The following is an 18,065-nucleotide window of genomic DNA, read 5'->3' as shown; positions in this document are numbered from 1 at the left end:
TGGCAAGAACAAAGAAGTTATCCCAAAGACGGGTCGAACGTCCCAAGTCCGCCCACTGGCCGGGTACTCGCTCAGGTGACTACCCGGGTCCGCGCCGACAAGATAGCGACAGGCCGACCACGCTCCGAAGATCGGGATGGTCGACGACCGCCCGCATGAGGGTCTCGCCGATCCCCTCGCCGCGTCGGTCGGCGGCGACGACGTCGCAAACAGTGGCGTAGTACGCGTAGTCGGTCAACACCCGCGCCGCCGCCACCAGATCGTCGTCGAGTGTGAGATCCCGTACGCGGGTCATCTACCGCCCCGTCGACCCCCGCGAACAATTCCCCTTCGATGGTGTGAGATGAACCGCCAAGGTGCCCGAGTGTACCGCCGTTCGACGCCGCATCTCACGCTCGGGAGGCGTCGCTACGTTCGCCGGCGCGCGTCCGAAAATTTACGGTGCGGCGTATTCCAGCGCCGCCGCGTTCGGCTCCTCACTCCTCGTCTTCGACCTGTTCGAGCCAGGTCTCGGCGCGGGCGACGCCGACCTCGGCGACCTCCGCGACGGTCTCCGCGTCCGCCCCGCGGAGGTCCGCGACCGTCTCGATGCCGGCCTCGCGCAGGCGCTCGGCGTAGGTGGGACCGATGCCGTCGACCGACTCGACGTCCGCCTCGTCGCCCGCGACCTCGACGAACTCCTCGCTCGTCGCCTCGACGTCCTCGGCGATGGCGGCGTCCGCGTCGGGCGTTTCCACGGTCTCCTCGACCGGTTCGCCACCCGACTCCCCGCTCGCCCCGCCGACGGCCTCCTCGACGCTTCGCTCGTCGCGCTCGACGCGTTCCGTCTGGACGCCGTCTTCGTCCTCGATCTCGATGGCGACCTCGTCGCGGCCGCCCTCGGTCGGATCGACGCGAACGTCGACGCCCTCGCGCTCCGCGACCTCGTCCGCGGTCTCGAGGACCTCCGGCGACTCGGGCGTCGACTTGTCGTGGTACCACTCGGCGACCTTCGGCCACACCTCGCGGTGGGAACTGGCGGACACCGAGAGGCCGATGTGACCGGTCGGGTAGTCGATGGTCGTCACGTCGTCGCTACCGACGACCTCGTTGAACGGCACGGACGACTCCGGCGGGATGAGGTGGTCGTACTCGCCGAGGATCTGGAGGACCGGCATGTCGATCTTCGATACGTCGACGCGCTTTCCGTTCAACTCCAGTTCGTTCTCGTAGAGCTTGTTGTCCTGGTAGATGTCCTCCAGGAACTGGACGTACGCCTCGCCGGCGACGTCGATGCCCTCGTTCAGCCAGCGCTCCATGCGCGCGAAGTTCTCGACGAACTCGTCGTTCTCGAGGTTGTCGTAGAGCCGGACGTACTTCGAGACGTAGTTGGCGACGGGGTCCATCAGCGCGAATCCCACCTCGAGGAACTCGGAGGGCATGTTCCCGAACGACTCGGTGACGGCGCGCGGGTCGTAGTACTCGTCCTCGCCCCACAGTTCCAGCACGCCGCCGGTTCCCTGGAAGCACAGCCCCGCGGCCATCAGCCCGAGGGCGTTCACCTTCTCGGGGTGGAGCGCGGCGTACATGGCCGATAGCGTGCCGCCCATGCAGTAGCCGAGGATGTTGATCGCGTCCTGCCCGGAGCGCTCGCGGACCACGTCCACGCAGTTCTCGATGTACCGGTTGACGTAGTCGTCGAGCGTGAGGAACTGATCGAGCCGCGAGGGCTCGTTCCAGTCGATGAGATAGACGTCGTGGCCCGCCTCGAGCAACCGTCGGACCACCGAGCGGTCGGGCTGGAGGTCGAGGATGAACGGCTTGTTGATGAGCGCGTAGATGATGAGGATCGGCACCTCGTTTTGCTCCTCGGTCTGGGCCTCGTAGTGTAGCAGTTCGAGCTTGTTCTCGCGGTAGACGACCTCACTCGGCGTCTCGCCCACCTCGACGGACTCCATGTCGTCGAGTCGCTCGTCGGCCACCTCGGCCCGCTCTATCGCGCCGGTGGCGGTCTCGAGGAGTTCCCGCTGGGTGTTCAGCGCCAGCGCGAACGGATCGTAGTATGAGTCTCCTTGTGCCATGGTCTCAACTCACTCCAGGTGCTCGATGACCGTATCTAATTTGTCTTCGACGCGCTGCTGTCGGCGCTCGAGTTCGACGAGGCGTTCGCCGACTTCGTCCACGTCGCCGCGGGTGGGCAGACCCATGCGCGCGAGCGTGTCCTGGCTCACCTCGTCCGCCTCCTGCTGGAGTTCCATCATCGCCTCGACCACGTTCCCCTGGGCCGCGGCGAACGCCGATGTCCCCATGACCTCCTTGAACGCCTCGTTGGCGCCGCGGAGCCAGATGTCGCGGAACTCGGTGAACGAGACGTCCTCGCCCTCGGCGGCGTCGAGGACGCGCTCGTACATCGTGTCCGCGGCGTCCATCCACACCTCGTAGGCGCGGTTGTAGGACTCGAAACTCTCTGCCATCGCGTCGTCGTCGGGCATGGAGCCCTCGATCGCGTCGGCCCAGGTCTCCATGAACCGGGCCTGCGCTTCGAGGTTCTGTTCGACCGACTTCGACATCGCCTCGTTCATCTGTTCGGCCATCCGTGTCCAGCGCTCCTGCATCTCCTGTGGGTCCGTGGTGTTGCTCATACTCGTACCTCGTCCTCTCGTGTAAAACGTCTTACTCGCCGTCCGCACGGCGCTGCATCTGCTCGATCTGCTGCTGCATCTGTTCGACCTGCTCCTGGAACTGCCCCAGCTGCGACTCGAACCGGCTCTGGAACTGCTCGGCCTGCTCCTGGAACTGCGCCTGGGCCTCCTCTGCCTGCGACTCCATCTGCTGCTGGAGGCGCTCGAACTGGTTCATCGCCTGATCGAAGGTCTCGACGGTCTGGCGCTCGATGTCCTGGTGGGCGTCGAGCAGCAGGTCGAGTTGCTCGTTCAGGGCGTCGAGGTACTCCTCGCTGAACTCGTCGTAACTGTCGAGGCTCTTCTCGAACTCGCCCTCGGTGGTGGCGAACGCCTCGGAGTGGGCGTCGAGTAGCGCGCCGAACTGCTTGTCGACCGCCCGGCGGATCTCGCTGACGTTGCTGCCGGAGCCCGGGAAGGCCGTCTCGACGGCGTCCAGGTAGGTGTGGATCGCGCTGCGCGACAGCTCGACGCTGTTGCGCTGGGCCTCCTCCTGGTTGTCGAGGTTGTCGAGCACCGACTCGTTCACGTTGCGTTGGAACTCGAGCGAGCGCTCGAAGGCGCGCTGTCCCTGCTTGATCGTCGTCCGCTGAAGTTCGAAAGCCGTACTGATGGGGGTTGTGTATTCACTCATCTGTGTTACCTCTGTTTCGCTTGACCGGAACGATGACCGTCTGCACGATGTCGCCCTCCTCGATGTCGAGGGCCTCGCGTTCCGCATCAGGGATGCTGATGCGGCCGCCGCTCTGGACCCGCGTCTTGAACGTCGCCATCTGACTCATCGCTCCCAACTGCGAAGGGAACCCCTTCGCGTCCACGCCGAACATCTGGCGGAAGAGATCCTGCTGTCGGTCGAACGCCTGCTCGCTCGCCTCCTGAAATCCGCGCGCGAACATCGCGGGCGTCCACGGGGGTCCTTCGCTCTCGTCTGGCATCGTCATTACCAACAAGCACCCTCGGACGCTTAAGTCTTACCCTGTTTACCATCTATTGGTGTGAAATGGTGCTCAATGGTAGATCGCTACTCGCCGTGCCAGTAGACGGTGGCAGTTCGACCAATGTGTATAGCGGGCTGCGGCCTATTCGGCGAACCGAATAGGCCGCGACTTTAATACGCTATGAGGAGAATAACCACTGACACGATGAGCTCCACCTCGTACTCGCTTTTCAACACGTGGTCTCGGACCTCCGAGCATCTCTTTAACAGCGTACTCGCGGCGAATCGTGCCGCTGCCGCCGCGTTCGGCGTGCCGATGTCCGACCCCGGGAACGCTTCGGAAGCGCGCATCACTGCCGGGAGCGACCTCGAAGAGTGGGACGTCGAGCGATCGACGCGCACGCGCGGCGACCTCTCCGTCGGTGATCGTATCGAGTTCGCCAAGACGATCACCGAGCGCGACGTCGAACAGTTCGCCGCGGTCAGCGGCGACACCAACCCCATTCACCTCGACGAGAACTACGCGGACGACACGCGGTTCGGCGGTCGCATCGTCCACGGGATGCTCGTCACCGGGCTCATCTCCGCGGCGCTCGCACGCCTCCCCGGCAACGTCATCTACCTCTCGCAGGACGTGCAGTTCCTCAAGCCCGTCCGCATCGGCGACCGCGTCACGGCCGAGGTGGAGATCGCCGAGGACTTCGACGACGAGCGCTTTCGCCTCGTCACGCGGGTCCTCGACGCCGACGGCGACCTCGTCGTCGACGGTGAGGCCGTCGTCCTCATCGACGACGCGCCGGCGCTCGACTAGCCGCCGGAGCCGATCCCCGCCTCTCGCTCCGGCCCGGACGCTACTTCTCGACGGTCAGCAGCGCGACGCGCTCGCAGACGAGCGCCTCGAGGCCCGCGTCGGTCGCCGCTAGCTCCGCGTCGGTGACGTCGAAGTACTCGCGGACGCGCTCTTCGTCGTAGTCGCCGAGCGTCTCCGCGGGCTCCAGGAACCCCTCGACTGCGGCGGCGGCCGCCGCCTCCGCCGCCCCGGCGCGTCCCCCCTCGCCGTCGACGACCACGACGACCGGTCGGTCCTCGCCCTCGCGCACCCCCATGGCGAGCGCCCGGTCGATCTGCCGCCGACCGGCCGCGTAGAGCAGTATCTCGACCGCCCGGTCGCGGGCGACGGCCTCGCCGCGCTCGTGCGCGCGGTTCGCCAGTTCCACCGCGCGCCGGAGGTGGCGCTCCCCGACGACCATCCGCGCGTCGAACGCCTGCACGGCGCAGCCGTGCTCGTCGCCGACGGCGGCGAGGTCGGTGACGAACGCGTCCACGTCCTCGACCGCTGCCAGCCCCTCGACCAACCGCATCAGAAGTCACCTAGGCTCGCCTGGTCGTCGTCCGCCCGCTCGCCCCCCTCGGTTCCCCCCGGCGTCGTGGAGGCGGCGGGCGCGGCCTCCGGGTCGGCCACGACGCCGTCCATCGAGGGGTCCTCCCGCCCGGCGTTCTCCAGGATCGTCTCCGCGGTCCGCCGTCGCCCGCGGAGCGCCGCGAGCACGACCGACTTGTCCGCCTCGCGGAGGTCGGCGCGCGTCTCGACGCCGGCGTCGTGGAGGCGGCGGGCGCGCTTGCGGCCCACGCCGCGCACCCGCGCCAGGTCGATCAGTTCCTCCCGCACGCCGTGCTGGACGCGCACGCGCGCCTCGTGGACGGCGGGCGCGGTGCCCATGTCCAGTTCGCCGGCGAGGCGCTCTGCCGCCCCCAGCAGCCACTCCGCGGTGTCCACCTTCCCGCGAACGTCGCCGGGGCCGACGCCGTACCGCTCGGCGATGCGCTCCTCGTCCACCTCGCTGGCCCAGTCCTCCAGCATGCGGGCGGTCTTGAGCGCCGACAGCCAGTCCTCGAAACGTCCCTCCTCGAACTCCGAGGGCATCGCGCCGAGGAACTCCGCCTCGCGCTCGTAGGCGAGCATCGTGTACTCCTCCCGGTCCCCCGAGCGGAGGTAGAGGTCGTACATGTCCGGCGTTCGACAGACGAGGTGGTACAGCCCCATGGCCGTCGGGTCCGTGGCCCCGCGCAACCCGTCGATGATCTCGGCGGCGCTCATCGGATCCAGGTAGAGCCGCGAGACGGTGTGGCCGAGGCTCGTCGCCCGCAGGGCGTCGCCGTCCCGTTCGAGGAACTCGTTGGCGACGAGGTAGGCGATGACGTTGTCCGCGACGCGCTCCAGGCGACCCTGCTCCGCCGTCTGCGTCGCGTAGAGCGTCCGGTCGAGAAACGAGAGCAGCGCTTCCCGCGAGTCGGCGAAGCCGGAGGCGACGGTGGCGAGCACGTGCGTCCGGAGGGCGGGTTCGGCGGCGAGCTTCGACCGCACCGCCTCCGGGTCTGCCCAGATGTAGCGCTCGAACAGTTCGTCGAGTTCGTCGTGGCTGTTCGCGAGCAGCAGCGCCTCGCCGTAGGGATCGAGCCCCGGCCGCCCCGCCCGGCCGAACATCTGGTGGACTTCGAGCACCGAGAGCGGGGCCATCCCGCCGACGCTCCCGTCGTACCGCCGCCAGTCGCGGACGACGACGCGCCGGGAGGGGGTGTTCACCCCCGCCGCGAGGGTGGGGGTGGCGGCGACGAGCTTGATGAGCCGGTCGCGGAAGGCGCTCTCGACGAGCGAGCGGTGCTCGCCGGCGCACCCCGCGTGGTGGAACGCCGCGCCCCGCTCGACCGCCCGCGCGAGGTCGTCGCTCGTCTCCGTGTCGCTCACCTCCCTGATCTCCGCCGCCACCGCCTCGAGGCGCTCCTCCTCCTCGGGAGTGAGCGCCCCCACCGTGACGCTCGCCAGCCGCTTCGCGGCGGCCTCGGCGTTGCGCCGGGAGTTGACGAACACGAGCGTCGAGCCGCCGTCGTCGAGCGTCTCCCGGGCGATGGCGGCCGTGGGTCGCTCGGAACTCCGCACCGGCAGCTCGCGCGTGTCGCCGTCGTCGAAGTGCAGCGCCTGCCCGTAGTGGACGCCCGTGCGGAGGTCGATCGGCCGCCAGTCGGAGTCGACGAGCCCGGCGTCGAGCCACTCGGCGATCTCTCCGGCGTTGCCGATGGTGGCCGAGAGCGCGACCGTCTGGAGGTCCGGGTTCAACCGCCGGAGCTTCGCGAGGGTGACCTCGAGCGTCGGCCCGCGGTGGGCGTCGTCGACGAGGTGGACCTCGTCGGCCACGACGCAGGCGAGGTCGTCGAGCCAGCCCGCGCCGTTGCGCACGAGCGAGTCCACCTTCTCCGAGGTGGCGACGATAATGTCGCAGGCCGCCAGCCAGTCGCCGTCGGACTCGTAGTTGCCCGTCGAGACCCCGACGGAGAGGCCGTACTCCTCGAACTGGTCGAACTCGCGCTTCTTCTCGCTCGCCAGCGCCCGCAGCGGGACGATGTACAGCGCCCGCCCGCCGCGCTCGACGCTCGCGAGCATCGCCAGCTCGGCGATGAGCGTCTTCCCGCTCGCCGTCGGGATGGAGGCGACGAGGCTCTCGCCCTCCGTGACGCCCCGCTCGACCGCCTCGGCCTGCGGCGGGTAGAGTTCCTCGATGCCGTCGTCGCGGAGGTGCCCCGGTACCCACTCCGGTACCCCCGAGACGTCTGCGACGTTCATTATCGACCCCTTGTTCGTCTCCCGATTTAAAAGGTCGGAGAGGCCGCGCCGGAAGTGGAACCGGCACCGTCACCCCTTTCTCGCCCACGGATCTACCACCGCGTATGAGAGTCGAGTTCGACCGCGACACCTGCATCGGGATGTTCCAGTGCGTCGCAGAGTGGGACAGGTTCGAGAAGAACACGAGCGAGGGGAAGGCGGACCTCGAGGGGAGCGAGGAGGTCGAGGAGAGCGTCTTCGTCCGCGAGGTGCCGGAGGGCGAGGAGTTCGACGCGACGTTCGCCGCGCGAGTCTGTCCCGTGGACGCCATCACCGTCTACGACGACGACGGCGAGCAGGTCGTCCCGTAGTCGCGCGCCGCTTCCGCTCCGCGGTCGGGCGTGGATCGACGGGCCGCGTCGTCGCCGTAGCTCTCAAAGCCGCGGTCGGGGAGCTACTCGATCTTCGAGTACTGCTCCGCGAGCTTCTCCGCCGCCTCCCCGAGCAGGTCGCGCTCCGTCTCCGAGAGGTCCCACTCGACGACCTCCTCGACGCCGTCCTTCCCGAGCTTCACGGGTACGCCGAGGCCGACGTCGTCGTGGCCGTACTCGCCGTCGAGGACGACCGAGCCGGGGAGCACCTCGCCGGTGTCGCGCAGGACGGCCTCGACCATGTGACCGACGCCCGTCGCGGGGCCCCACTCGGTCGCGCCCTTGCGCTCGATGACGTTCATCGCGGACTCCTGGAGGTCCGAGAGGATGCGCTCGCGCTCGTCGTCGCCGAAGTCGAAGTCCCGCCCGTTGACGCGCACCTTGGAGAAGACCGGCACCTGCGCGTCGCCGTGCTCGCCGAGGATCGTCGCCTCGACGTTCCGTACGGGCTCGTCGAACTCCCGGGAGAGCACGTAGCGGAAGCGCGCCGAGTCCAGCCGGCCGCCGAAGCCGATGACCTGCTCGCGCGGCCGGTCGCCCGTCTCGTAGAGGTGGCGGTTCAGCAGGTCCACCGGGTTCGAGGTGGTGATCGAGACGAAGTCGTCGTTGTGCTCCGCCAGCGAGCTCCCGATGTCCTCCATGATGGGCGCGTTGTCGCCCGCGAGGTCGATGCGGGTCTGCCCCGGCTTGCGCGGAATGCCGGCCGTGATGACCACCACGTCCGACCCGGCGGTGTCCTCGTAGGTGCCCTGCCGAACGACCGTGTTCGCGTCGTAGGCGATCCCGTGGTTGACGTCGGCCGCCTGCCCGACGGCCTCGTCTTCCTTGTCGGGGATGTCCACGAAGACGAGTTCGTCCACAACGTCCCGGAGTGCGATGTTGTATCCGGCGGCGGCACCGACCGTCCCTGCCGCGCCGACCACGCTAACTTTCGTCATACCACGTAAATCTGCACGCGGCCCGCCGTTAAATGCGTCGGAAACCGGTCTCAGTGCGCCTTTCGCCGATATTCGATTCGACGTTCGTCGAATAAACGGCCGTGGAGTCGGGACCGCACGCCGTCCCCCGCGCTCTCGTGCTCGCCGACGCGGCATCGGAGGATCACGCTTTTCGGTTCCGCCCTCCTGTCCTCTCCCATGAGCGACTTCGACAAGGAGGCCGAGCGCGAGAAGCTTCGGGAGCAGTTCGCCGAGGACGACCGCAAGCGCGCCTCGACCGAGCGCATGAGCGAACTCCTGCTCAAGGGCGCGACGATGACCAACAGGCACTGCGACGCCTGCGGCGACCCGATCTTCCGCTGGCAGGGCGAGGAGTTCTGCCCCACCTGCACCGCCGAGGGCCAGCAGCGCGCGGCGGAAGAACGGCCGGCGGAGTCGGACGGCGACCCGACAGCGGTCGAGGCGCCCCCGAGCGAGGGGACGGTCGACGCCGACGGCGTCGAGGTCGAACCGCTCGACGGGCCGGGATCGCCCGAGCGGCCCGACCCCCCCGAACCGCCGGAGTCGCCGGAGCCGTCGGCGACCGCCCGCTCGGCGCGAGACCCCCCCTCGGGATCGAACGAGGGCGCGGCGTCCCCGCGGGCGCCGCAGACGCCCCCTGCCTCCGGGAGTTCGTCCGGCCACTACGCCGACCTCTCGGCGGCGCGCGAGTCGCTCGCGCGGACGGTCACGCGCTTCGCGGAGGAGGCCGAGGCGGCGGACGATCTCGCGAGCGCACGCGAGTTCCTCGGTGCGGTCGGGGACGCGGCGGACGCGCTCGCGGCGGTGCGGCGGGCGGAACGGCGCTGACCGACAGTATATAGGGTCCGTCGCCCACCCTCGGGTATGACGCGCACCTTCGAGGAGATCGAGGCCGACGACGGAACCCGCCTCCGCCTGTGGCGTCGGCGCGCCGACGCCGGGAGCGCGGTCCTCTTCGTCCACGGCGCGACCTACCCGGGGCGGTCGGTCTTCGCGCTGGACGCCGACCCCGCCGGCGAGTCGTGGCTCGCTGCCTGCGCCCGCGGGGGGCGGGCGGCCTACGCGATCGACCTCCGCGGGTACGGCGACAGCGAGGCCCCGCCCGAACTCGACGCGCCGCCCGCGGCGAACGAACCGGTCGTGCGGGCCGACGCCGCGGCGGACGACGTGGCCGCCGCGCTCGCGACGCTCCTCGACCGCCACGAGCGCGTCCACCTCGTCGGCTACTCGTGGGGGTCGATGGTCTGCGGCCGCCTGCTCGCCTCGCGCGCGGTCGAGGTCGTCTCCCTGACGCAGTACGCGCCGGTCTACGCCTTCCCCGACGGGGCGGACGACCTGCCCGACGACCCCGACGCCTACCGCGTCGTGACGGCGTCCGAGGTGCGCGACCGCTGGGACGCGCAGTTCCCCGCGGGCGTCTCGCCGTCGTCCCGCCGCGACGAGGGGACGGTCGAGGCCTTCTGGCGCTCGCTTCGCGACTCCGGGCAGGCGGCGGACCGGGACGGCGCGCCCGCGGTCCGCGCGCCGAACGGGACGCTCGCCGACATGGCCGCCGCCGCGACCGGGACGCCCGCCTACGACCCGGCGGCGATCGACGCCCCGGCGCTCGTGGTCCGCGGGTCGTTCGACGCGAGCGCGACCCGGGCGGACGCGCTCGGTCTCTACGACGCGCTGGGCGCGGCGGACGACGAGAAGGCCTACGCGGAGGTCGCGGGCGGGACGCACTTCCTGAACCTCGAACGCCGACGGACGGCGCTGTTCGACCTCGTGTCGGGGTTCCAGCGCCGCTACGAGTAGTCAGGCGTAGTCGCTGCCGACGACCTCGCGGATGCGCTCGGCGGTCACCTCGCCGACGCCCTTCACGTCGAGCAGTTCCTCCTCCGAGGCGGTCATGACCGCCTCGACGCTCCCGAAGTGTTCGAGGAGCGCCCGCGCCGTCACCGGGCCGATGTCCGCGATCGCGCTCACGACGTACTGCTGCTGCTCGGTCAGCGTCTTCGCCGCCTTCTCGCCGTGGACGCGCACCTCCCGGTCGTCCTCCTCCTGCTCGCGACGGGCGATCACCTCGAGCAGGTCGGCGGTGTCCCGCTCGCCCTCCGTGCGGAGGACGCTCGCGCCGAAGTCGACGGCGAGCGAGGCGAGCGCCCCCCGGATGGCGTTCGGGTGGACGTTGCGCGCGCCGTAGAGGTCCCCGCCCTCGATGACGACGACCGGCCGGGAGTAGTGGCGCGTGGCCTCCTTCACCTGCTCGAACAGCGAGCGGTCGCCGCCGACGAGGGTGTCGAGGAAGTCCGAGACGGACTTGCGCTCCACCACCACGCGATCGGAGAGGACGTAGTCGCCCACGGCGAGCGTCTCCAGGCGGGTGGTGATGCCGTCGCGCGTCGAGAGGTCGCGGGCGATGGTCGCGTCGAGTTCGCGCTGGTCGGCGACGATCTCGACGGTCCCCGACTCCTCGTCGCCCTCGGCGGTCGCGACGACCCCCTCGTCCGCGCGCTCGCTCCCGTCGCTCCCGTCACCCTCCTCGCGCTCGTCGCTTCGCACACTGCCCTCGTCGTCCGCCGATTCGTCCGCCGCGAACGCGTCGAGGCCGGGCTGACCGTCCCCGTCTCCGTTCGCGTCCCCGTCCGCGCCGCCGTTCGCGCGGACGGTCCCCCCGGACTCGCCGGGTGCCGTCGCGGCGTCCTCGCCGCGGGTTGTCGGCGCGTCCTCGCCCGTCGCGGTCGGGTCGGACGCGCCGCTCGCTCCCCCGTCCGCGAAGTCGCCGAGGCTCCCCTGACCGAGTTCGCGGTTCACCTCGCTCGCGACGCCCTTGAGCGCGCGAAGCTCCTCGCGCATGCGCTTCTCCTCGCGCCGCGAGATCCAGAAGTACGCCTCGTCGCGGGTGTCCTCCGCGAGCAGGACGTGGACCTTCCCCTCGCTCTGTCGGCCCGTGCGCCCCTTGCGCTGGATAGCGCGGATGCCCTTCGGGACGGGCTCGTAGAACAGCACGAGGTCCACCTCGGGAACGTCGAGGCCCTCCTCGGCGACGCTGGTCGAGACGAGCACCTGAAACTCGCCACGGCGGAAGGCGTCGAGGGTCTCCTGTTGCTGCTTCTGCGTCATCCCGTCCGATCCCTCCTTGTCGCCTTGACCGACGAACTTGTGCGTCTCGAAGTGGTTCGAGAAGAACTCGGTGAGTGTCTCGGCGGTGTCGCGGGACTCGGTGAAGACGATGACGCGCTCGCCGCCCTCGATGCCGAGGGTCTGGGCGAGGAGGATGCGCGCCCGGCGGAACTTCGGGTGGAGGTCGTCGTACGCCTCCGCGCGGCGCATCGCCTCCCGGACGCGCGGCTCGCTCACGAACCGCTGGGCGGCCTTCGACGCGCCGGAGGAGCGCGCGGCGTTGCGCTGGCGCTCGAAGTACCGGCGGAGCGACTCGACGGACTGGGTCTCGACCAGTTCGACCGCCCGCCGGAGCTTCATGATCTCGGCGTGCGCGGACATGCCCTTGTAGCCGTCGCCGTTCCCCTCGTTGATCATCCGCTGGAGCTTCCCGCGGATCTCGTTCAGGTCGCGCTGGGACACGTCCGGCCGCGTCGAGTTCGTGACGCCGAGGCGCTTGAGCCGCTCTAAGCGGTCCGCGATCACCTCGTTCAGCGCGTCCCGGATCTCGATCACCTCCTCGGGGAGTTCGACGTGCTCCCACTCGATGTCGGTCTCGTGGGTGTAGTCGCTCACGTCCGAGTCCGCCTCGGTCATCACCTCCACCTCGCGCAGGCCGAGGTTGCCGCAGACGGTGAGGATCTCCTCCTCGTCGCCGCCGGGAGAGGCGCTCATCCCCGTCACCAGCGGATCCGCGGCGTCCTCGTGGTAGCGCTCCGCGATGTAGCAGTAGGCGTAGTCGCCGGTCGCGCGGTGGCACTCGTCGAAGGTGAGGTGGGTCACCTCCCGGAGCGAGATGCGGTTGCCGACGAGGTCGTTCTCGACCACCTGCGGCGTCGCGACGACGACCCGCGCGCGCTCCCAGAGCGCGGCGCGGTCGTCCGGCCTGACCTCGCCGGTGAACACCACGACCTCATCGTCGGGCACGTCGAGCGCCTCGCGGTAGAAGTCGGCGTGCTGCTGGACGAGGGGCTTCGTCGGCGCGAGCAACAGCGCTCGTCCGCCGGCGTCGTGGAGCCGCCCGGCGGTGACGAGCAGACTCACCGCCGTCTTGCCGAGGCCCGTGGGGAGGCAGACGAGCGTGTGCGTCCGCAGGGCTGCCGCCGCGAGTTCGAGCTGGTACTCGCGGCGCTGGAGGTACCCCGGGGTGAGCAGCGGTCGGTCGATGCCCTCGGTTGCCGCCATTACGCCTTCGTTCCTCCCCACGCCGAATAAGGGTTCGTACACCGGGGTGAAAGTGTCCTCCTTGAACCGGGCGTCCCGGTCAGCGCCCCCCGTCTGACGACCCGACGCCGGTCGTTCCCGCGACCGGATCGACGACGGTCACCCCGTCCCGGGAACGAACCGCGCGAGCGAGTCGGCGTACTGCATCAGGAGCGTCCCGAGGACGCTCATCACGAGCACGTAGCCGACGGCGAACGCCGGGATCGTCTCCGCGAGGACGGCGCTTCCCCCCGCGCCGGCGACGAGCGTGGCGATGATGAGCGAGAACTCCCCCCGCGTGACCATCCCGGCTCCGACCCTGACCGACCGCGTCACGTCGAGGCCGTAGTACCGGCGTCCGGTGAGGTAGCCCGAGAGGAGCTTCGTCGGGGTCGTGGCGACGACGGCGAGCGCGAGCAGGGCGGCGGTCGCCGCGACCAGTCGGGGGTCGGTCGTCAGGCCGATCCAGAAGAAGAACACGGCGGCGAAGACGTCCCGGAGGGGGACGAGCAGCCGTTCGAGTTTCTCCACGTGCGCGGTCTCGCTGAACCCCATCCCGACGAAGAAGGCGGCGACGGCCTCGCTCACGCCGATGGCGAGCGCGACGCCCGCCACGAGGACCGTCGCGGCCACCGCCCGGAGGACGAACAGCTCCGTCGAGTCCACGGCGAGGTAGCGCTCGAACAGGGCGTCGCCCCGCGCGACGCCCGCCACGAGCACGAGCAGGAACGCCATCGCGGTGCCGACGCTCGTCACCGCGCCCGTCAGGTCGCCGCCGCCGAGGACGACCGCCGAGAGCACCGCGAGGTAGAACGCGATGGCGAGGTCCTCGAAGACGAGCGTGCCGAGCATCGGTTCGCTCTCCGGGTTGGCGATCCACCCGAGGTCGATGAGCGACTTGGTGATGACGGCGCTCGAGGAGATGTAGACGATGCCGCCGAGGACGAACGCCTCGGTGGGAGACCAGCCGACGAGCAGGCCGAGCGCCACCCCGACCGGGAAGTTGAGCGCGGCGTCGAGCGCACCCGCCCTCGTCATCCGATCGCGCCCCTCGATCAGGCGGTCGATGCTGAACTCGAGACCGAGGAAGAACAGCAGGAAGACGATCCCCAGTTCGGCGACGACGGTGACGAACTCGCCGTCCTGGATGGCGGGCAGCCCGAGCGCGCCGAGCACGGCGTCGTTGACCAGGATGCCGGCGACGATGTACAGCGGGATGACCGACACGCCGAGCCGGTGGGCCCCGGCCCCGGCGAGGGCGATGACCGCGAACATCGCGCCGATCTCGAGCAGCGACGTCTCAGCCATCGAGCTCCGCGTCCCCGGCCACCACGTCGTCGAGCTTCCGACACGCCTCCTGCGATCCGAGGACGACGAGCGTGTCCTCGGCCCGGATCTCCGTGTCCGGACCGGGATTCGTCAGCGTCTCCTCGCCGCGCTGGATGGCGATGACCGAGACGCCGAGCGCCTGCCGGAGGCGCGCCTCGGCGAGCGTCTGTCCCGCGAGCGGCGATCCGTCCTGCACCTTCGACCACTCGATGAGCGTGTCGTCGGCGAGGACGGTGTCGATGGACTCCGTCCGGATGGGCTGGAAGTACGCCCCCTCCATGATGGTGCCCACCTGCCGGGCGAGCCGATCGGTCAGTTCGAACAGCTTCTCCGCGTCCGCGCCCTCCTCGCGGCGGAGGAACAGCTCCCGCTTTCCCGTGTTGTGAATGATGATGACGAGCCGCGTCTCGTCGTCGAGTTCCACCTCGAACTTCTTGCCCACCCCCGGGAGGTCGGCCTCGTAGACTGTCATACCGAAGAAAGCGTACGCGCCGGCAAAGGCACTTCGCTGCGAGACACGCCGGATCGGCGGCTCACGCTGCCATCAGGAACAGGCCGGCGGTCATCGCCGCGCCCGCCGCGAGCGGGATGGTGAGGTTGTCGTCGATGACGTAGCCCCGGACGACGGGCTTCACGCCGTCGGCCAGCGTCGCGGCGAGCGCCCCCAGGACGATAGCCGCGGGGGAGGTCACGAACGCGACGGCGATGAGCGCGCAGACGGCGAACATCACCAGCAGCACGGACGCGTCCTTGACGGCGCGAAGCTCGCCCGAGCCCAGCAGGCCGCTCACCGGATCGGCGAGCGCGAGCATCAGCATCGCCGCCGCGGCGACCCGCGGGACGAACAGCAGCGACGCGCCGGCCATGCTCAGCATGTAGAGGGCGTAGCCCGCGAGGTTGTCCCGCTCGTACTCCCGGGTGAGCTTCTCGAACACCCAGAGGTCGACGACGCCCGACAGCCGCAGGGCCTCGAACCCGAGCGCGGAGAGCGCCCCGGCGACGAAGACGGTCTGGACCCACGTCCACGGGACGAGGCCGACCGCCCACGCGAGCGGGACGCTCGCGCCGCTAGCGTGGACCAGTCGCCGCTCGATCTCCGGGGACAGCATGCTCAGCCCTGCGTCGCCTCGTCGGGCGTCTCGGTGCGAGCGTCGTCGAGCGATTCGAAGGCCGAGCCCGCCCGCAGCGCCGCGATGCGCTCGGGGAGCGCGTCGACGGGGACGCGGACCTGGTCGGTCGTGTCGCGGTCGCGCAGCGTCACCGTGTCGTCCTCCAGGGACTCGTAGTCGACGGTGACGCAGTAGGGCGTGCCGACCTCGTCCTGGCGGCGGTAGCGACGGCCGATGGTGCCGGAGTCGTCGTAGTCGACGCCGATGCCCGCCGCGCGGAGCGTCTCGACGATCTCGCGGGCGCGGTCGTCGAGGCCGTCCTTGCTCATCAATGGGAGGACGGCGACGGTCGTCGGCGCGAGCTCGGCGGGGAGGTGGAGGTACGTCCGCGCCTCGCCGTCCACCTCGTCCTCGCGCAGCGCGTGGTCGAGGACGGTGTAGAACACCCGATCGACGCCGAACGAGGGCTCGACGACGTGGGGCGTGATGTGCTCGCCCGCCTCGGTCACCTCCTCGACGGCGAACCCCGCGGCCTCGGTCGGGACGGTGTACGACTCGCCGCCGACCTCGACGGTGACCTCCTCGCCCTCGAACGCCGACTCGTCGGTCGCAGCGAGCCGCTCGAGTTCCTCGGCGACGTCCGCGGCCGCGCCGCCGAACTCGGGGCCGAGCACGCTCATGTCGGGATCGACGGTGGCCCGCTCGACCGTGATCGGCTCGTCGTACTGCCGGAAGACGGTGAAGTCGTCGTCCGCGTGCTGGCCGTGCTTCGTGAGGTCGTAGTCGCCGCGGTAGGCGAAGCCGGTGATCTCGATCCAGTTGCCGTCGAGTTCGGCCTCGGCGTCCCAGCAGTCGCTCGCGTAGTGGGCCCGCTCGCCGGCGAGGTGCTGGCGGTAGCGGAACCGGTCCATGTCGACGCCGATCCGATCGTACCAGTCGCGGGCGACGCCGAGGTAGTAGGCCACCCACGGGCTGCCGATGACGCCCGACTCGACGGCCTCGCCGATCGTCGTCGTCTCGATGCCGCCGTCGTCGGCCCGCTGGGCCTCGGCGGAGTACAGCGGCACCTCCACGGCCGCGACCCTGTGGAGCGGCGGCTCGTCGCGCTCGGGGTCGACGAAGTGCTCCAGTTCGGCCTGGGTGAACTCCCGGACGCGGATGAGCGAGCGCCGCGGGCTGATCTCGTTGCGGTAGGCCGTGCCGATCTGACCGACGCCGAAGGGGAGCTGGCCGCGGGCGTACTCCTTCAGCCGGGGGAACTCCACGAAGATGCCCTGGGCCGTCTCCGGGCGGAGGTAGCCCGGCGAGGCGCTGCCCGGCCCGATGTTCGTGGCGAACATGAGGTTGAACTCCGACACCTCGGTCCCGGCCAGCGACGCGCCGCAGTTCGGGCACGCCAGGTCGTGCTCGGCGATGAGGTCCGCCACCTCGGCGGTCGGGAGGCTCTCGGCGTCCTCGATGTCGGTCGCGTCCTCGACCAGGTGGTCCGCCCGGTGGCTCGTCCCGCACTCGGGGCACTCGACGATCATGTCGTCGAAGCCGTCGAGGTGACCCGACGCCTCGAAGACCGCCTCCGGCATGATCGTCGGGGCCTCGATCTCCACGTGCCCCTCGCGGGTGAGAAAGCGGTCGCGCCAGGCGTCCTCCAGGTTGCGCTTCAGCGCGGCACCCTGCGGACCGTAGACGTAGAAACCCGCGACGCCGCCGTAGGCGGCGCTGGCCTGGAAGAAGTACCCGCGGCGTTTCGCCAGTTCGACGATGTCCGCGTCGGTTCGTGTCATAGCGCCTTGAGCAGATCCATGTCGCCGACGATGCCGACGAGGTCGCCGCCGCTCACCATGGGGACCTGTTCGATGTCGTTCGAGAGCATCAACCGGGCCGCGTGCTGGGCCGTCTTCGTCCGGGAGACCGTCACGATCTCCTCGGTCATGAAGTCCGCGACGGTGCCCTCCGGGAAGACGACGTTCCGGGTGGGGACGTAGCGGTTGCCCACGGCCTTGATCCCCTCCCACATCCACTCGTCGTCCTCGTTGGCGATGGACTCGCCGGTGTCGCCCTCGCCCTCGACGATCTCGGCCACCTCGATGAGGTCGGTGTCGGTGAGGATGCCGCACACGTCGCCCTCGTCGTCGAGGACGATGCCGTACGAGACGTCGGCGTAGGAGAGTTCGCGCTCCGCGGTCTCGAGCGGCGACCCGGCGTACAGGCAGTTCACCTGCCGGGTCGCGAGCTCGCCGACCTCGGTGTCCCCGTCGGCGTCGCCGCTCGCGATGGCGCGCACCACGTCCGTGATGGTGATGATGCCCTCGAGACTGTCACCGTCGACGACGGGGACGCGTCGGGCCCCCGTCTCGCGCATGAGGCGGGCGAGGTCGTCGAGCGTCGCGTCGGCGCTCGTCGTCGGCCCCTCCTCGACGAGCAGCGCGAGCTGGTCCTCGTCGGGCTGTTCGATCAGCGCCTCGCGCGACACCAGGCCGCGGAAGACCTCCTCGCCGTCCTCGACCTTCACCACCGCGACGGAGGAGAACTCGCCCGTCCGGAGGTACTCGAGGGCGTCGTCCCGGCCGCCCGGAAGCGACACCGTCACCACGTCTTCGCGCGGCGTCATGGCGTCTGCGACGTTCATACCCCTTCGTCACCTCCCGCGTACTAAACCCCTTCACATCCGTGCCGACGATCCGCACGCGCGGGGCAG

At 70.0% G+C, this 18,065-nt stretch carries 18 protein-coding genes; 4 read left to right on the top strand and 14 right to left on the bottom strand.

What is annotated here, in order from left to right; translation table 11 throughout:
- Window positions 1–79: 79 nt before the first annotated feature.
- The 5 genes from P1K31_RS10910 to P1K31_RS10890 all read right to left on the bottom strand — a co-directional run bounded on the left by P1K31_RS10910 (window position 80) and on the right by P1K31_RS10890 (window position 3,595).
- Complete coding sequence (locus P1K31_RS10910; protein ID WP_276303360.1) at window positions 80–295, bottom strand: GNAT family N-acetyltransferase; 216 nt, start codon at window positions 293–295, stop codon at window positions 80–82.
- A gap of 181 nt (window positions 296–476) precedes the next feature.
- On the bottom strand, window positions 477–2,060 hold the full coding sequence (gene phaC / locus P1K31_RS10905) for a class III poly(R)-hydroxyalkanoic acid synthase subunit PhaC (protein ID WP_276303359.1): 1,584 nt from the start codon (window positions 2,058–2,060) through the stop codon (window positions 477–479).
- Window positions 2,061–2,069: 9 nt separating this feature from the next.
- Complete coding sequence (locus tag P1K31_RS10900; RefSeq protein ID WP_276303358.1) at window positions 2,070–2,621, bottom strand: poly(R)-hydroxyalkanoic acid synthase subunit PhaE; 552 nt, start codon at window positions 2,619–2,621, stop codon at window positions 2,070–2,072.
- A gap of 31 nt (window positions 2,622–2,652) precedes the next feature.
- Window positions 2,653–3,294 (bottom strand): hypothetical protein, encoded by a 642-nt coding sequence (locus P1K31_RS10895; RefSeq protein WP_276303357.1) that lies wholly within the window; start codon window positions 3,292–3,294, stop codon window positions 2,653–2,655.
- The gene (locus P1K31_RS10890) at window positions 3,287–3,595 is read right to left on the bottom strand and encodes an AbrB/MazE/SpoVT family DNA-binding domain-containing protein (protein WP_276303356.1); all 309 of its coding nucleotides are present in this window, start codon (window positions 3,593–3,595) and stop codon (window positions 3,287–3,289) included. Before P1K31_RS10890 ends, P1K31_RS10895 begins: the two co-directional genes overlap by 8 nt.
- 207 nt (window positions 3,596–3,802) lie before the next feature.
- Here P1K31_RS10890 and P1K31_RS10885 point away from each other — a divergent pair, with 207 nt between their 5' ends.
- Window positions 3,803–4,408, top strand: a complete 606-nt coding sequence (locus P1K31_RS10885) for a MaoC family dehydratase (protein ID WP_276303355.1) — start codon at window positions 3,803–3,805, stop codon at window positions 4,406–4,408.
- Between the two features lie 40 nt (window positions 4,409–4,448).
- On the opposite strand, the gene cgi121 is transcribed toward P1K31_RS10885, so the two are convergent.
- Both cgi121 and P1K31_RS10875 read right to left on the bottom strand, forming a co-directional pair.
- Window positions 4,449–4,958: a KEOPS complex subunit Cgi121 gene (gene cgi121, locus P1K31_RS10880; RefSeq protein ID WP_276303354.1), complete on the bottom strand. Its 510-nt coding sequence runs from the start codon at window positions 4,956–4,958 to the stop codon at window positions 4,449–4,451.
- Complete coding sequence (locus P1K31_RS10875) at window positions 4,958–7,216, bottom strand: ATP-dependent DNA helicase (protein WP_276303353.1); 2,259 nt, start codon at window positions 7,214–7,216, stop codon at window positions 4,958–4,960. Before P1K31_RS10875 ends, cgi121 begins: the two co-directional genes overlap by 1 nt.
- 104 nt (window positions 7,217–7,320) lie before the next feature.
- Here P1K31_RS10875 and P1K31_RS10870 point away from each other — a divergent pair, with 104 nt between their 5' ends.
- Window positions 7,321–7,566 carry a ferredoxin gene (locus P1K31_RS10870; protein ID WP_276303352.1) on the top strand — a complete coding sequence of 82 codons (246 nt, stop codon included), beginning with the start codon at window positions 7,321–7,323 and terminating at the stop codon, window positions 7,564–7,566.
- An 83-nt stretch (window positions 7,567–7,649) separates the two neighbouring features.
- Here the strand turns inward: P1K31_RS10870 and mdh are convergent, their stop codons facing one another.
- Window positions 7,650–8,564 carry a malate dehydrogenase gene (gene mdh, locus P1K31_RS10865; RefSeq protein WP_276303351.1) on the bottom strand — a complete coding sequence of 305 codons (915 nt, stop codon included), beginning with the start codon at window positions 8,562–8,564 and terminating at the stop codon, window positions 7,650–7,652.
- A 198-nt stretch (window positions 8,565–8,762) separates the two neighbouring features.
- Here mdh and P1K31_RS10860 point away from each other — a divergent pair, with 198 nt between their 5' ends.
- Window positions 8,763–9,413 carry an Sjogren's syndrome/scleroderma autoantigen 1 family protein gene (locus P1K31_RS10860; RefSeq protein ID WP_276303350.1) on the top strand — a complete coding sequence of 217 codons (651 nt, stop codon included), beginning with the start codon at window positions 8,763–8,765 and terminating at the stop codon, window positions 9,411–9,413.
- A gap of 36 nt (window positions 9,414–9,449) precedes the next feature.
- Window positions 9,450–10,382, top strand: a complete 933-nt coding sequence (locus tag P1K31_RS10855; RefSeq protein WP_276303349.1) for an alpha/beta fold hydrolase — start codon at window positions 9,450–9,452, stop codon at window positions 10,380–10,382.
- On the opposite strand, the gene P1K31_RS10850 is transcribed toward P1K31_RS10855, so the two are convergent.
- The 6 genes from P1K31_RS10850 to P1K31_RS10825 form a co-directional block, all read right to left on the bottom strand.
- Entirely contained in the window at window positions 10,383–12,914 is a 2,532-nt protein-coding gene (locus P1K31_RS10850) for a DEAD/DEAH box helicase (RefSeq protein WP_276303348.1), read from the bottom strand.
- A gap of 138 nt (window positions 12,915–13,052) precedes the next feature.
- A complete protein-coding gene (locus P1K31_RS10845) occupies window positions 13,053–14,240 on the bottom strand; it encodes a cation:proton antiporter (RefSeq protein WP_276303347.1) in 1,188 nt (395 codons plus the stop codon).
- Window positions 14,233–14,733, bottom strand: coding sequence for a cation:proton antiporter regulatory subunit (locus P1K31_RS10840; RefSeq protein WP_276303346.1), 501 nt, complete (start codon window positions 14,731–14,733; stop codon window positions 14,233–14,235). The genes P1K31_RS10845 and P1K31_RS10840 overlap by 8 nt, the downstream gene beginning before the upstream one ends.
- Before the next feature lie 61 nt (window positions 14,734–14,794).
- Window positions 14,795–15,370: a dolichol kinase gene (locus P1K31_RS10835; RefSeq protein WP_276303345.1), complete on the bottom strand. Its 576-nt coding sequence runs from the start codon at window positions 15,368–15,370 to the stop codon at window positions 14,795–14,797.
- A gap of 2 nt (window positions 15,371–15,372) precedes the next feature.
- Window positions 15,373–17,151 (bottom strand): glycine--tRNA ligase, encoded by a 1,779-nt coding sequence (gene glyS / locus P1K31_RS10830; RefSeq protein ID WP_276303344.1) that lies wholly within the window; start codon window positions 17,149–17,151, stop codon window positions 15,373–15,375.
- Complete coding sequence (locus tag P1K31_RS10825; RefSeq protein ID WP_276303343.1) at window positions 17,148–17,996, bottom strand: CBS domain-containing protein; 849 nt, start codon at window positions 17,994–17,996, stop codon at window positions 17,148–17,150. Before P1K31_RS10825 ends, glyS begins: the two co-directional genes overlap by 4 nt.
- Window positions 17,997–18,065 lie beyond the last annotated feature (69 nt).

The organism is Halomarina halobia, assembly GCF_029338575.1.
In the GTDB taxonomy this organism is placed as follows: Archaea; Halobacteriota; Halobacteria; order Halobacteriales; family Haloarculaceae; genus Halomarina; species Halomarina halobia.
This window is presented reverse-complemented; position numbering and strand designations above follow the sequence as displayed.

What these genes read in the sequence shown, in the direction of transcription:
- P1K31_RS10895 (WP_276303357.1), bottom strand. Translation starts at nt 3,294, where the DNA reads ATGAGTGAATACACAACCCCCATCAGTACGGCTTTCGAACTTCAGCGG.
- P1K31_RS10855 (WP_276303349.1), top strand. Translation starts at nt 9,450, where the DNA reads ATGACGCGCACCTTCGAGGAGATCGAGGCCGACGACGGAACCCGCCTC.
- P1K31_RS10860 (WP_276303350.1), top strand. Translation starts at nt 8,763, where the DNA reads ATGAGCGACTTCGACAAGGAGGCCGAGCGCGAGAAGCTTCGGGAGCAG.
- P1K31_RS10900 (WP_276303358.1), bottom strand. Translation starts at nt 2,621, where the DNA reads ATGAGCAACACCACGGACCCACAGGAGATGCAGGAGCGCTGGACACGG.
- P1K31_RS10850 (WP_276303348.1), bottom strand. Translation starts at nt 12,914, where the DNA reads ATGGCGGCAACCGAGGGCATCGACCGACCGCTGCTCACCCCGGGGTAC.
- P1K31_RS10870 (WP_276303352.1), top strand. Translation starts at nt 7,321, where the DNA reads ATGAGAGTCGAGTTCGACCGCGACACCTGCATCGGGATGTTCCAGTGC.
- P1K31_RS10910 (WP_276303360.1), bottom strand. Translation starts at nt 295, where the DNA reads ATGACCCGCGTACGGGATCTCACACTCGACGACGATCTGGTGGCGGCG.
- P1K31_RS10845 (WP_276303347.1), bottom strand. Translation starts at nt 14,240, where the DNA reads ATGGCTGAGACGTCGCTGCTCGAGATCGGCGCGATGTTCGCGGTCATC.
- phaC (WP_276303359.1), bottom strand. Translation starts at nt 2,060, where the DNA reads ATGGCACAAGGAGACTCATACTACGATCCGTTCGCGCTGGCGCTGAAC.
- P1K31_RS10875 (WP_276303353.1), bottom strand. Translation starts at nt 7,216, where the DNA reads ATGAACGTCGCAGACGTCTCGGGGGTACCGGAGTGGGTACCGGGGCAC.
- mdh (WP_276303351.1), bottom strand. Translation starts at nt 8,564, where the DNA reads ATGACGAAAGTTAGCGTGGTCGGCGCGGCAGGGACGGTCGGTGCCGCC.
- P1K31_RS10840 (WP_276303346.1), bottom strand. Translation starts at nt 14,733, where the DNA reads ATGACAGTCTACGAGGCCGACCTCCCGGGGGTGGGCAAGAAGTTCGAG.
- glyS (WP_276303344.1), bottom strand. Translation starts at nt 17,151, where the DNA reads ATGACACGAACCGACGCGGACATCGTCGAACTGGCGAAACGCCGCGGG.
- P1K31_RS10825 (WP_276303343.1), bottom strand. Translation starts at nt 17,996, where the DNA reads ATGAACGTCGCAGACGCCATGACGCCGCGCGAAGACGTGGTGACGGTG.
- cgi121 (WP_276303354.1), bottom strand. Translation starts at nt 4,958, where the DNA reads ATGCGGTTGGTCGAGGGGCTGGCAGCGGTCGAGGACGTGGACGCGTTC.
- P1K31_RS10835 (WP_276303345.1), bottom strand. Translation starts at nt 15,370, where the DNA reads ATGCTGTCCCCGGAGATCGAGCGGCGACTGGTCCACGCTAGCGGCGCG.
- P1K31_RS10890 (WP_276303356.1), bottom strand. Translation starts at nt 3,595, where the DNA reads ATGCCAGACGAGAGCGAAGGACCCCCGTGGACGCCCGCGATGTTCGCG.
- P1K31_RS10885 (WP_276303355.1), top strand. Translation starts at nt 3,803, where the DNA reads ATGAGCTCCACCTCGTACTCGCTTTTCAACACGTGGTCTCGGACCTCC.